Annotated in this window: 10 protein-coding genes; 8 read left to right on the forward strand and 2 right to left on the reverse strand. The window is 60.6% G+C overall.

From position 1 onward, the window contains the following. The first annotated feature begins 278 nt into the window (after positions 1-278). Entirely contained in the window at positions 279-2426 is a 2148-nt protein-coding gene (locus tag H9I52_RS21895) for a M28 family peptidase (protein ID WP_187455640.1), read from the forward strand. A 121-nt stretch (positions 2427-2547) separates the two neighbouring features. Next, positions 2548-3903 carry an amidohydrolase family protein gene (locus H9I52_RS21900; protein WP_222940607.1) on the forward strand — a complete coding sequence of 452 codons (1356 nt, stop codon included), beginning with the start codon at positions 2548-2550 and terminating at the stop codon, positions 3901-3903. 77 nt (positions 3904-3980) lie between these two features. Here H9I52_RS21900 and H9I52_RS21905 read toward each other — a convergent pair whose 3' ends face one another. Then, on the reverse strand, positions 3981-5267 hold the full coding sequence (locus H9I52_RS21905) for an enolase C-terminal domain-like protein (protein ID WP_187455642.1): 1287 nt from the start codon (positions 5265-5267) through the stop codon (positions 3981-3983). A gap of 334 nt (positions 5268-5601) precedes the next feature. On the opposite strand from H9I52_RS21905, the gene H9I52_RS21910 reads away from it, so the two are divergent. From H9I52_RS21910 to H9I52_RS21935, 6 genes are all read left to right on the forward strand, one after another. Continuing rightward, positions 5602-6369, forward strand: coding sequence for an HpcH/HpaI aldolase family protein (locus H9I52_RS21910; protein ID WP_187455643.1), 768 nt, complete (start codon positions 5602-5604; stop codon positions 6367-6369). A gap of 119 nt (positions 6370-6488) precedes the next feature. Next, positions 6489-7178: an SGNH/GDSL hydrolase family protein gene (locus tag H9I52_RS21915; protein ID WP_187455644.1), complete on the forward strand. Its 690-nt coding sequence runs from the start codon at positions 6489-6491 to the stop codon at positions 7176-7178. A 123-nt stretch (positions 7179-7301) separates the two neighbouring features. Beyond that, a complete protein-coding gene (locus H9I52_RS21920; RefSeq protein ID WP_187455645.1) occupies positions 7302-8270 on the forward strand; it encodes a tyrosine-type recombinase/integrase in 969 nt (322 codons plus the stop codon). A gap of 98 nt (positions 8271-8368) precedes the next feature. After that, positions 8369-8515, forward strand: coding sequence for a hypothetical protein (locus H9I52_RS21925; protein ID WP_187455646.1), 147 nt, complete (start codon positions 8369-8371; stop codon positions 8513-8515). 450 nt (positions 8516-8965) lie between these two features. Continuing rightward, positions 8966-9727, forward strand: coding sequence for a ParA family protein (locus tag H9I52_RS21930; protein ID WP_187455647.1), 762 nt, complete (start codon positions 8966-8968; stop codon positions 9725-9727). Then, on the forward strand, positions 9724-10047 hold the full coding sequence (locus H9I52_RS21935; RefSeq protein WP_187455648.1) for a hypothetical protein: 324 nt from the start codon (positions 9724-9726) through the stop codon (positions 10045-10047). The genes H9I52_RS21930 and H9I52_RS21935 overlap by 4 nt, the downstream gene beginning before the upstream one ends. A gap of 1087 nt (positions 10048-11134) precedes the next feature. Here H9I52_RS21935 and H9I52_RS21940 read toward each other — a convergent pair. Continuing rightward, entirely contained in the window at positions 11135-12355 is a 1221-nt protein-coding gene (locus H9I52_RS21940; protein ID WP_187455649.1) for a replication initiation protein, read from the reverse strand. Between the last annotated feature and the right edge of the window lie 1185 nt (positions 12356-13540).

Genomic DNA, 13540 nt, shown 5'->3' on the forward strand with positions numbered 1-13540 from the left:
TATCTACAAGTCAGATGTTTGCACGCAATCGGTGTGGTAAGCTTTTAGCACAGTGGAGCGCCGTTGAAAAAAGCCATCGTCGAGCAGCCGCTCGCCCTTGGCCTCCGCGCCGGTTGCCCCCTATCACCAACGCGCGCTGGCGCTAGCTTATCAGGGCCAAATGGGTTTACTTGTCTGCACTAAGAAATGAGATTTCTTAGTGCAGACAAGTATGAGCGAGCAGGGGCGTGTTGCCCTTGCCCGCCCTTGCCCTGTTCTTCTTACCTCCCCTTGCCGGCATGACGAAACTCTTACTACTTCTGGTCGTGCTCAGCGCGCTGCTGAGCAGCCGGCTGGCCCAGGCGCAGGCTTCGCCGCCCGATGCGCAGCTGCTCGCGCTGCTGCGGGCCTTTGCCCAGACCAGCGCCGTGACCGGGCGCGAGGAGGAAGCCCAAGTATTCCTGGAGTCGCTTTTCCAAGCCCACCCGCTGCAGCGCGACAAGCTGGGTAACCTATTTTTGGTGCTTGGGCAGGGGACGCCGCGCCGGCTGCTGACGGCCCCACTGGACGAGCCGGGCTACGTCATTAGCCAAATCCAAAGCAATGGCTACCTGCGCCTTACGCCCGTTGGCGGCGGCCAGGCGGGGACGCTGTTTCACCAATTTATCGAAGGCCACGACGTGCGCATCCACACGGCGCAGGGCGCTCGCAACGGCATTTCCTGCGTGCCTTCGTCGCACTACGATAACCTGCGGGCCGTGCCCGAAAAAAGCAAGCCGCCCTTTGCGTGGCAGGACGCTTTTATCGATGTGGGGGCCTCTTCGGCGACGGCCGTCGCCAGCCAGGGCATCCGACTGCTGGACCCGCTCACGCTCTACAAAAAGCCGGTGGTGCTGCCGGGGCCGTGGGTGGCCGCCCCCGCCATGAAAACCAAAGCGGCGGCCGTGGCCTTGGCCGTGGTCGCCCAAACCCTGGCGGCCAAGCCCATCCAAGGCACCGTCGTGCTGGCCTGGACCGCGTTGGAGCTGCTCAATGGCAAGGGCTACGAGGCCATCGCCAATCAGCACGGGCCCTTCGACGAGGTCTACCGCTTCAACCGCTTCCTGGAAAGCGCCGCCGCGGGCAAGGGGCAGGTACTGGCCGACCAAGCCCTGCCGCGCCCGGTGCCGGCGGTGCTGCTGGCCAAACCGCAGCGCGGGTTTCGCGCGCCGGTGCTGCCCAATTCTAAGCTGGTCGGCGCTCGCGTGTACCAGCTGGGGCTGCCGGCCACCTACCCCAACACCCCAGTAGAAGCCGTGGCGCTGGCCGACGTGAAGCAGCTCGCGCAGGTGTGGTTACAATCTATTGATAGTCAAGCGAATACATTATCGATTCCTCCGCTTCCGCAAGCGACGCCGGCTTCCTCCAAAACCCCAGTGACCGGTGCCACGGCCCAGCTCGCCGGACTGGTCAGCCGCTACGGGGTCAGCACGGCGGAGCAGCCGGTGCGCGAGTACATTGCCCGGCAATTGCCGGCCTGGGCCAAGCCCACCGTCGACGCCCAGGGCAACCTCGTGGTGAGCTTCGGGCAGGGCAAAACGCACTTGGTGTTTGTGGCGCACATGGACGAAGTGGGGTTCGTGGTAGACTCCATTCGGCCCAACGGGCGCTTGGTATTGGGGACCAAGGGCGGCTTTTTCGACTGGCTCTGGGAGGCGCAAGCCGCCGTGGTACACCTCCCGGGCCACGCCGAGCTGCCCGCCGTGTTTGAGCCGCGGCCCAATTACCTGCAAGCCACCAAAAGCACCATGCCCGGCCCCGTGACGGCTAATGCGGGCTTTGCCTCGGCGCAGGAAGCCCGGGCCGCCGGCGTGCAGCCGGGCCTGACCACCGTGACCATGCCCAAACAGCTGCTGCCCCTGAGCGCCGAACGGGCCGCCGCGCGCGGCTTCGACGACCGGGTGGGGTGCGCCGTGCTGCTGCGCACCCTGCAGCACCTCAACCCGGCGGCGCTGCCCTGCCGCGTCACCTACGTGTGGTCGGTGGGCGAGGAAACGGGCTTGGTGGGCGCGGCCTTTGCCGCCCAAAGCCTGCAGGATGCCACGGTGGTTTATCCCATCGACACGTTCGTCTCCTCGGATGCGCCGCAGGAGTCCCGGGCCTTCGGGTATTGCCCACTGGGCCAGGGCGCCGTGATTCGGGTGCTGGAAAGCATCAACTTTGTCAACCGCGATCTCACGCGCTACGTCACGGAGCTGGCGGCCCGCAACCACATTCCGCTGCAGGCGGGCATGACGGCCGGGGGCACCGACGGGCAGGAATTTCTGAATTACGGCATTCCTTCGGTGCCGCTTTCCTGGCCCGGCCGCTATTCGCACTCGCCCGTGGAAGTACTCGATTACCGGGACATGAACAGCTTGACTCAGCTTATCGAAACCCTCATCAAAGACAAGAAGCCGCCGTACTAGCGCAGCTAAACTTGTACTTATATCCTTTGTTTGTATATAAATACTTGATTATCAAGTATTTATGGTTTGAATATACTTCCCGCCCATGCGCCTTTGTTCTACTCTGCTTCTCGTTCTCAGCTTGTGCGCTTCGTCCGGGTGGGCGCAAGATCTGGCGCTGGTGCATATCAACGTAATCGACGTGGCCACCGGCCGCATTCTTCCCAACCAAACGGTGGCCATCACGGGCCCGCGCATCGTGCGGGTTAGTCCTTCAACCCGGGCGCAACCCAAGGCCAAGCGCGTGGTGGACGCCACCGGGCAATACCTGATTCCGGGCCTGTGGGACATGCACACGCACGTGTATTTTGGCAGCACCGCCGCCGCCGGCAGCGACCTGATTCTGCCCCTGCTGGTGGCCAACGGCGTGACGGGCATCCGCGACATGGGCAGCGAGCTGGAGGCCGTGTTGCAGGCGCGGGCCGCCGTGGCGGCGCACCGGCTGCTGGGCCCGCGCATGGTGGTGTGCGGGCCTATGCTCGACGGGGGCAAGTCGCCGTACCAGGCGGCGCTGTCCGTGGCCACGGCCGCGGACGGGCGCCAGGCCGTGGACCTGCTCAAGCGCCGGGGCGTCGACTTCATCAAGGTGCAGTCGCTGGTGCCCCGGGAGGCGTACATGGCCATCATGGCGGAGGCCAAAGCCGTGGGGCTTTCCGTGGAAGGGCACGTGCCGGATGCCGTGCGGGCCACGGAAGCCGTAACCGCGGGCCAGCGCACGTTTGAGCACCTCATTGGCATCTTCGAAGCCAGCTCCACCGACGAGGACGCGTACGTAGCGGGCGGCCAAAAATCGCCCGGCCGGTTCCTGGCCACTTACGATCCGGCCCGCGAAGCAGCCGTCATTCAGCTGCTGGCGGCGCACCGGGAGGTGTGGCAATGCCCCACGCTGTTCTGGGAGCGGGGCCAGTGGCTCGTCGACGCCCTCGACTGGCGGCAGGATCCGGACCTGCGGTACGCAGGCCGCAGCTGGGTGGAAAAGCGCTGGCCCGCGGCGCAGAAAAACATTGGGCAAACGCTTGATACCGAGCCACTGGCGGTGCGGGAGAAATTCGTGGCCCACGAGTTGGAGTTGGTTCGCCGGCTGCACGCGGCCCAAGTGGGCTTTCTGGCCGGCACCGACATGCCCGCTGGCGTGGATTTGCTGCCCGGCATCAGCCTGCACCTGGAGTTGCAGCGCTTCGTGGCGGCTGGGTTTACCCCCTTGGAGGCGCTGCAAACGGCTACCCTGAATCCGGCCAAATTCTACCACCGCTTGCAGGATTTTGGTCCCATTCAGGCCGGACGGCTTGCCGATCTGGTGGTGCTCAGCGCCAACCCGCTAGCGGACATTGCCAACACCCGCCGGATCGCGGGCGTCGTGGCCGACGGCCGGTATTGGTCGCGGCCGGAGTTGGATCAACTGCAGCGCCAGCTGCTGCAGGTAGCGGCCCGCAAATAGACCCTCCTTCGCCCAGCCGCAGGCCGGCTGGGCTTCGGGTGAGAGCGGCCCGCCCGCCCGCTTACCACGATGGGGCACTAGACAAGCACGACTTCCGGGCCCACTACATACTGCTGATAGTCAGGGGCTAGTTCAACGCCCCACCCGGGTTTGTTGGGAATAAACCATTGGCCCTGCGTGAAGGTGTACCCACTCGTCAGGAGCGAATGCTCGAAATACCGGGAGTCCTCGACAAACGGAATGTTGGCTTGGATTTTCGAGGCGTGCAAGCTCATGATCAGCCCCAACTGGTTTTGCCACACGTGCGGAATGAGCTTGACGTGCGGAAAAGCGGCCGCTTTTTGGGCCGTGTACACGATGTTGCTCAGGCCGCTGGTGGCCATATCCGGCTGAATGTAGTGGTACACGCCGTCGCGGCAGTGTTGGTCGAACCGGCGCAAATCCCGGATGCCTTCCCCGGTGGCAATCGGCAGGAACATGTTGGCTTGCAACAACACCTCGCGCAGTTTGGCGTACTGGGCCGGGTTCTCCGGAAATAGTTCTTCCATGAAAAACAGGTTGTGCTGCGCGCCGGCCTTCATCAGCTTCACGGCCCAGTCGAAGTGATTTTGGTAGCCGTTGTTGGCGTCGGCCATGAGGAGGTGGTTGTTGCCGACGGCCTCGCGCAGCGTGGCCAAGGCTTCGATATCGCGGTTGAGCCCGGCTTCGCCGGGCAGCCATTTATACGGCCGGCCTAACTTCATCTTGATGGCCCGGTAACCGTCGTTTTTGCTTCGTTTTCCGAGCTCCGCGAGGATGCTGACGCTGGTTTTGTTGGCGATTTCCTCGAAATACAAAGTGCCATCGTAGGCATCCATCCCGTCGCGGACGCTGGGGCCAAACAGCTGCCAGACAGGCACTTGCCGGAGCTTGCCGAGGGCATCAAGCAAGGGGGCTTCCAGCCAAGCATATTCCGGGTCGAAGAACCAGTCGTGAAACGGCGAAGCGGCCACCCCGGTGATGCGGTTTTTATCCCAGGTATACAAGGCCCCGGGGTCTTGGCCCAGCAACGATTTTACCTTGCGCAGGAGCTCCTGGGTAGTCTGGCCATATCCTCGGGGCCCGACCCCCACCGTGCCATCGGAGAGCACAATTTTAACCAGCGGCGTGGTAGCAGTAATGCCTTTGGGAGCGGTGTCGTACGCGTTCATGCCCACAAACCTGGCAAAGGTGCCCGTCCCCGTGAAGAGCGTAATGCTGCGGACGGTGGGATGCTTTTCCCGCGCCGTGGCGGGTGAGGCCAAGGCCTCCGCCGCGGCAAAGTGGGTGCCGGCCCACACGGGAACTGCCCCGGCAAGTTTTACAAAATGCCTTCTCGATACCATCGCCTTAGGGGTTGGTAAAACTTTATTGTAACATATTGACCGTCAAGTATTTATAATAAGAGCGGCGCCCGCGCATTCACCCAGGCCGCCCGGGTAACCGGCGGTGGGGGTAAGTAGGGACCACGCTCCCAGCCGCCCCACCGGTAGCGCACTAAGTATAAGGCTTTTCAGCTACTTTACCGGGGCCCAAGCCCGGCTGGTGGGTGCGGGGCGCCGATGGTTGTCGCTGTGGCGCATCCCCGACCCGGACGGGGCGCGGAAAGCCCGACGCCCCCCGCACTTGGGGATCCGCGAAAGCCTAATGAAACTGCCGGAACACTAAAGCCAGTATCCGATGACCAATAGATTGAAAGAAAAGCTTGTCAACGGCCAGCGCCCGCTGGGCACCTTCGTGCAGCTGGGCGGAACGGCCATCGTAGAGTGCCTGGCCCTGGCCGGCTTGGATTACATTATCCTGGACACCGAACACGGCCCCGGCGACGTGGGCAGTGTCCTCCCGCAACTCATCGCGGCGGAACGGCACGGCCTGACCCCGCTGGTCCGCCTCCAGGACGGCTCCCGGGCATCGATCATGCGCATGCTCGACAGCGGGGCCCAGGGGTTGGTCTTGCCCTTCGTCAACTCCGTCCAGGAGGCTCAGCAGCTGGTCCGCTACGGCAAATACGCCCCGCTGGGCGAGCGCGGCTTCGGGCCGGCCCGCGGCTCCGGGTTCACCCACGCCGCCGGGGTGCAGGACCTGGGCTCCTACCTGGACGCCTGCAACCGGGAAATCCTGTTGCTGCCGCAGTGTGAAACCCGCGCGTGCCTGGAGCACATCGAGGACATCGTGGGCGTGCCGGGGGTGGACGGCATCTTGGTCGGCCCGTTTGACCTGTCGATTGCCCTGGGCCGGCCCGGCGCTTTTGCCGACGCGGCGTTCCAGGCGGCGCTGGCCCGAATCCTGGCCGCGTGCCAGCAGACCGGCAAGTTCTGCTTTATCTATGCCGACCGGAAGACGGCCCGTCACCGATTTGACCAGGGCTTCGACAGCGTAGCGACCAGCGTGGATACGCTCGAATGCATTGCCGCCTACCAAGCCTTGGTAACCGAAGTACGCGGGTGATGCCGGGCCCTGCCCGCCCTGCCGGGTAGCCGCGCCCGTGCACCCGTCGTTCCCTGGCACTCGCCCGGATGCTGCCCTTGCCCGTAAACTAAGAATCTGAACTTCCCTTAGGCAGTCGCATGTACCGAAACTTCCTCGCCGCCTTCTTGTGGCTCCTTCCCTGGGGGCTAAGCGCCCAAACCATCCCCGTGGCCGACCAGCCGCTGAACATCTTCACGCTCGGCGACAGCAACGGCACCTTTCCCTACAGCTGGCCCGCGCAACTTCAGCAGGCGCTGCCCACGGCCCAAGTGTTCAACCTGAGCAAATCGGGCCGCACCATCGGCTTTGTCAACAACGGCGACAGCACCCTGAATTCGCTGCTGGTCCTTGACGCCAACCTGCAAAAAGCGGCGGCTTTCACCCAAGAGCGGCCCTTTGACTTTGTGGTGGTGGAGTTGGGAACCAACGATGCCAAAGCCGTCTTTGCCGACCGGCAGAAGGAGGTGCCCGCCAACCTGAAGAAGCTGCTGCTCGCCATTCGAAACTGCAGGTACCCTACGATCAACCGGGCAACGATCCTCGTCGTTTCGCCGCCGCCATACGGCTCCAAAGCCGAGGTTACGGCCAAGTACCAGGGCGGCGGGCGGCGGGTGCAGGCGATGAGCACTAGCTTCCGGAAGGTGGCCCGGCGGACCCACTGCCTGTTTGTGGATGGCTTCCACACGCCGGGCTTGAACGTGGAGACCATGACGGCCGACGGCTTGCACCTGGACGCGGCCGGTTCGCGGAAGTTGATCGAACCGGTCCTCCGGTTGCTGGCGCGGTAGGCTTGGCCGCGGGCGCGCCCGCCCGGAAATACGAAGCGATAAGGACTGATAAGGTTTACTTATCGATCCTTATCTTCGCGGAGCAGAAAGGTGTACTTTCCGCTCCGCTACTCCTTGTATTGTATGGCTCCCGAAAATCCGCTGCCCGTCGTTCCGTCCCCGGCCGCCGCCCAAGTGCCCGCCCACCTGGTGGAATCCACCCACCGCTACGTCGAGTCGGGCCTGCGCGGGGCGGCCAACACGGTGCGCGCCTATGCCGGCGATTGGAAACGGTTCTCGGCTTGGTGTACGCTGCATCAGCTCGCGGCCTTGCCGGCGCCGGTCGAAGCGCTGGTGGGCTTTCTGACGGAGCTGGCGGACGCGGGCAAAAAGTTTGCGACCATCGAGCGGCACGCGGCGGCCATCGCCAAGGCGCACGAGCTGGCCGGCGTGGAGTCGCCCACGACGGATAAGAAACTCAAAGTGCTGCTCAAGGGCATTGCCCGCGAAATCAAGACCCGCCAAAAGCAGGCCCCCGCATTTTCGCTCGACTCATTCAAGCGCACCATCCGAAGCATCGATGTGAGCGGGCCCGCCGGGCTGCGCAACCGGGCCCTGCTCCTGCTGGGCTTTACCGGCGCGTTTCGCCGCTCGGAGCTCGAAGCGCTCAACATCGAAGACTTGGCCTTTGATGACGAGGGCTTGGTGGTGACCCTGCCGCAGAGCAAAACCAACCAGCTGGGACAGGCCGAGGAAAAGGCTATCTTTTACTCGCCCGACGCGGCGCTGTGCCCAATTAGGTCGCTGCAGGCTTGGCTGCGGGTGCTCGGCCGCTCCGCAGGACCGGTGTTCGTGTCGCTGCGCAAGAACCAGCGGGTGACCACCCGGCGCATGACCACCAAGTACACCAACCTGATTGTGCAGCAGTACTTGGGCCTTCCATACACGGCCCACTCCCTGCGGGCGTCGTTCGTCACGGTGTCCAAGCTCAACGGGGCGGATGACTCGAAGGTGATGAATCAGACCAAGCACAAGACCTCGGCCATGATTCGCCGCTATACCCGCTTGGACAACGTGCGGCAGCACAACGCAGCCAAGGAATTGGGCCTGTAATACTACCAGTAGGTTCCGATTCTTACCCGTTTTCATAACCAAAATAGAAGGCAGAGGCAGAGCAACTGCTGGCCGGGCACCCGACCGCGGTAGCAGGCATGATTAACCACCGGAACCAGCGGTTTGACGCGACGGTGCAGCTCGATCCGGTCAAGCGGCAACTCACCTTCCACGAGGCCCGGCCCCAGGCAGTACCTGAACAGGCGCCTGCTCCCGAGCGAGAGCACCCCCGAATCCACTGGTAATTCTTTCTCCGACGGTAACGAAGCCGCCTCCGGACGGGAGAGGCTTTCCGGGATGGGTGTTCCCTTGCTGACGAGATATAGATTCCCTTAACGTAGCTATGATAAAGAATTCAGGCCATTGTCACAATTGTGACAATGGCCTGAATTCTTTAAAACCGAGCTGATCTTCCCAAACTCAATCACTTAAGCAATTGCTAAGATGATCGACATTGTAGCAATGCTAACAATTTGAATAATTCTAAGAATTGTAACCATTTTTACAATTGTGAAAATGCTAACAATTCTTATCAGGTATATCGCTAGGCAACAAATGCCCTCAAGTACTAACATCCCATTGTAACAATTCCCTCCACTGTCACAATTTCAACAATTGTAACGATGGTAAGAATGTCTCACATGGATTGAATTTTCATAATTGTTCTTATTTCTCCTATTGTCTACATTGCAGCCATGCAGACAATTGTATTCTCCAACCATAAAGGCGGCACGGGCAAAACCACCTCCTGCCTGAACGTGGCCTATGCGCTGACGCAAGCGGGTAAAACGGTCCTCCTGGTGGACTGCGACAGCCAATGCAATCTCTCTCAAAGCTTTTCGTACCGCGCGCCGGAGGGCAAAACAATCGGGGCCGTCTTGCTGGGCCTGGCCAGCTTGTCCGACGTCGTGCAGGAAGTGGGGGAGGGGCTCTACCTGGTGCCGAGTTCCCCGGACCTGTCCGAGGTCGAGGAACGCATCAGCAAGAAGCCCGGCGCGGAGTACGCCCTGCGGGAGGTTCTGGAAGAAGTAGAAGAGATTGACTTCTGCTTGGTCGATACACCCGGGGGCTTGGGCAAGCTGACGTACGCGGCCCTCACGGCCGCCGATGCCGTCTTTATTCCCGCGCAGCCCGAATACTACGGCATCGAGGGCCTAGTAGGCCTGCTCGACGTCTGTCAGCAGGTGCAAAAGCGACTCAACAAAACCCTCAAAATTGGGGGTCTGTTTTTTACCCAGTACAACCGCAGTGATCGCCGCCGGGCGCAGCGCGATATGGTCAGCCTGCTCGAATCCCACCCCGTGTTTGGCCCGTTGGTGATGCACACGACGATTCGGCCCAACGTGAGCCTGGTGGAAGCCCAGATTGAAAAAGAAAACATTTATACCTGGGCCCCCCTGTCGGCCGGGGCCCAGGACTACCAAGCCCTCACCCACGAAATTCTTTCCCGACTATGAGCGACACCAGCAGCAAAAGCAAGCCCCGCTTTGGTAACAAAGTCCTCGCCTCCATCACGGAGCGCATCGAGCCAACGCCGGAAAAACCGCCGCTGCTCCCCGAAGAGGAGCAGACGGTCTGGGTCTCCTTTACTACCGCCGTCACCCGCGAAACGTATATGAAATTGAAGCAGGCTGAGTACTGGGAGCCGGCTTTCCTTTTCAAAGAGGTGACGGAAGCGGCGCTCCTGAACGAATTAAAAAAGTACCCCAACGCCGAAAAGCCCCTGCCTCCCGCCGCCCTGGAAAAGCTGCTGCGCAGCAGTAAAAAGTTGCGTTAAGGGGTGGACAGCGCTCCGCTGGGACGGTCGCCCGCGAGCCCGACTGCGTCTTGGTTTTCCCTTCCGGTATACGGGCATCGCTTGGCCATCGCGCCTCTGGCCCCATCCATCTCCTGGGCTAGCTCGGTAGGCGCCCCGCTGAGGGCCACGGGTAGCGGCGCCCACCATCAACAACTACTAGGAGCCCTACGACGCCTTCTGGCGCACAGCGGGCACGCTGCCGCCCGCCAAGCAGAGTGGAGCAGGTTATTTTGTCTCCCCGGGCAACCGCCTTGCTTCAGGAGAGGGGCCGGCTCCGGGGACGGTAGGGGAGGGGACAGCCGCCCGCCCGACATGTTGGGCCGCCCGCTTCCATTCCTGGTCCTGGAACCTATCCGGAAACAGAAACTCGCCTTTGGTCAACCAGGAAATCCCAAACGCCACCAAGGCCACGCCCTCGAGCCAAAACACCGGCCTGAGTTCCTGCAGCCGGCTGTGCTCCCCCACAGAAAGTAGGCCCCCAGCAGGACAATGCAGGTGGCCATCAATACCCCACAGCCCCGGTAGATCCGGTTTCGGATCCGTTTGCGGGGAGTAACGAGTCCATCGGTTCTGAAGAAGAGAACCAGGGAGAAGAACGTAAATACGCCAAATAACAAGCCGGCGGAAATGTAGTGCACGGTGCCGACCCAGGGGGCGAGGGCCCGGGGTTCCAAGGTGCAGAGGGGATAGGGCTTTTCTAGGGGAGTGGGGAAGAAGGCAACTCCCAGCGCAAAGAGAGAGGCGGCCTGGCCCGCTCGGGCATCCCACCGGGAGTGGGCCCGGTACGAAAAGAGAAAAAAAGCAACCATGCACAGTACCCCCACCAGTACGTCCCGCATTCCGGTGTGATAGTAGCCACTGATGGAGCTCTGCAGCCCAGGCCAGGGGCAATTCCCCAACACCAAAGAACCCACGACCAGGAGCCCGGGTAAGGCAATACCCAACAGGCCAACCATCTTGCGCAACGTTCGGTAGGAAATGACAAAGGATGGATCCATGCCCGTGGCGGTTGCAGGCTAAAAAGAAGAGGAGAGGCCCCTGGGCGAGGGAACGAAAGCCCAACCGGTCAGGCTTCCTTGAGGAGCCAGGCTACTCCCTGCGCATCCTGTTTTTGGCAAAATCCCTGTGAGAGGTAGACGAGCTCCAGGTGTTCCTCAAACGTAGCCCCCTTGGCCGAATTCTTGCGCTGCAGCACGTCGAAAGCTTCCCGGGCCTCCTGCAGGCGGTAGCGAATAACTTGCGCCGGGGGGGCCGTAGTTGGCTTGCGAGCGGTAGCTTTCTGCCGCTGCTGCAGCGCCTTGCGGTATTCCTCCACCAGGTGGCCTTTCGTGATGGCCGTAAAAACGGCGCCCGCCAAGCTTTTGATTTTTCCCTGGCTGTTTTTGGCCCGTTGCTGCTGCACCACGTACGGCACGTACCCAGCCTCCACTTCCCCCTTATCAATGAGTTCCCCAATCGTCGCAATGCTGCTGGCCGAAACGCCCGCTTCCAGCAGGGCTTTTTGCCATTCCGTGGTCGCCGGCAGCGAAGGCAACAGGACCTCACTGGTCACGGGAGCAAAGCGGAAGCGGATCTCCTCGACGCTGTTGTTTTTGCCCCGCAGCAACTCGTATTCAAAGGCCAGGTTCGTTTGCGAGAGCTCATGCTGAGCCCGATCCAGCACCCGCAGGCGAAACAAGGGGAACTGTTTGTACTGCCCTTCCAGATCCAGCACGCGCTTGAGCTCGTCCACGCTGATGGTGCGCGTGCCAAAGCTTCCGTACTGTTTGAGCAGCCAATAAATGCGGTAGGAGTGGGCACTTTTCAGCTTGAGCAGCTGCATGAGCTGGGCCTGGGTGAAGTTGCCGTCGTTGAGCTGCAGCAGGTGCTCGCGCACCCGGTCGTTGAAGCGCACGACGAGGGCGCGCTCTTCGCTGCTGTAGTCAGCGTAGGCCATGAGCGGAGTGTTGGAAAAGCTGGGGGCTTCTTCCAACGTTTTGCCCGCCCTTTTTTTCTTACTCGGCCGTTCAATGTAGAGCACCCGCGAAGCCAGCAGGGCGCACATATCCTTGAGCTGCTGGTAGTCGTTGCTGCTGGGGCGCCGGCCCGAAACGGCCACCACCTCCGTCACCGGAATGCGGAGTTCGTGAAATTCCGTATCCTCCCGGTTGATGCGGGCCAGCATGGCCATGAACAGCCGCATTTCCAAGGTGGTGAGGGCAAAGCGGGCATTCACCAGGTCGTTGCGTTGCACGACCAGCTTGCTGACCGGCTCGGGGGCTTCGTGGCTGAACAGGTCTACCTGCATAACGGATACACATCAAAGGCGGGTTGGGGAAAGCAAAGTATTACAAAAAATGATGCTGTAATAGGCTTTCGTGCTTTTGGTAATAGGGGAAACGCCTCGTCTCGTGCTTCTGGTAATAAGCGCTTCGTGCTTTCCGTAATAAGCTTTCGTGCTTCTGGTAATAGGGGTTTCGTGCTTCTGGTAATAGAACTGGCAATTAAGCTGCTGTAATTCAGGAAGTTATGCAACCCGTAATAATAGGTAATATTATAAATAAGGAAAAACTACCGTTTAAAAGGGGACGTTTTTTAAGAATTTGTTGGGATAGATTACCAAGGAACGCCCGCAGTAGAGTTCAGCGGTAAGGTCGTAAATCTGGCGCGGCGCGGCGCCCCTTCGTGCTTTTGGTAATAGGCTCCGGATGATGATTTCTGTGTAAATTGCTGTATTACAGATGATTACGAAGTAGCCAGTTTCCCGGAAGCAATGGGTACATACGGCAGGGCTATTACCAAAAGCACGAAAAAATACATCCGTTTACCTTAAAGCAAGGCCCCTATTACAAAAAGCACGAAGGCTAGGGAGGCGCCATCTTCAGCGGCAAGTTTACAGCCTATATTTTTCGTGCTTTTTGTAATAGAGGGCTTGCTGGATGCAGGATGGATGTGGTGACAGGAATTAGTAGCGGTCAAGGGAATCACGGAGTTCGGGTCTGATAGTAAATAACATTATTTTAAGCCGTAATGGATTTAGTAAAAGCTAAATCAAAATATAAAGGGTTGGGTTTACACAGTATAAAAATGCGATCTGCGGGCTTCTACCGCATATCTTTGGTATATAATTTTGGCGTGGCGATTGGAAAGCTGTAGAGGGTATGTAATAGTATTAAACCTGTAAGTGCATTTGTACTATTTTAGACTATGGAAAGCGGCCATCAGTAGGGCTTCCGTCGGCAGGGGCCGGAAGCCAGGGGGCTGCCTGCGATAGCACTCTTCCCATTATGCGTTGAGCACCTTGGCGCGGGCCTGCACGAGCAGGTGCGCGCCTTTTTTGGTCTATTGCCGGTCCATTGCCTCTGTTGCCGCTTGACCAAGCGCTTGGTCAGGGCTTGATTTACTGCCGACTCGACAAAGCCGGTAGAGACGCGTTCACCGTAGCGCCGGTGCGCCGAATAGTCTACGGTGGCGGCGCTATTCTGCTCCACAT

The organism is Hymenobacter sp. BT491, assembly GCF_014349165.1.
Taxonomy (GTDB): Bacteria; Bacteroidota; Bacteroidia; order Cytophagales; family Hymenobacteraceae; genus Hymenobacter; species Hymenobacter jejuensis.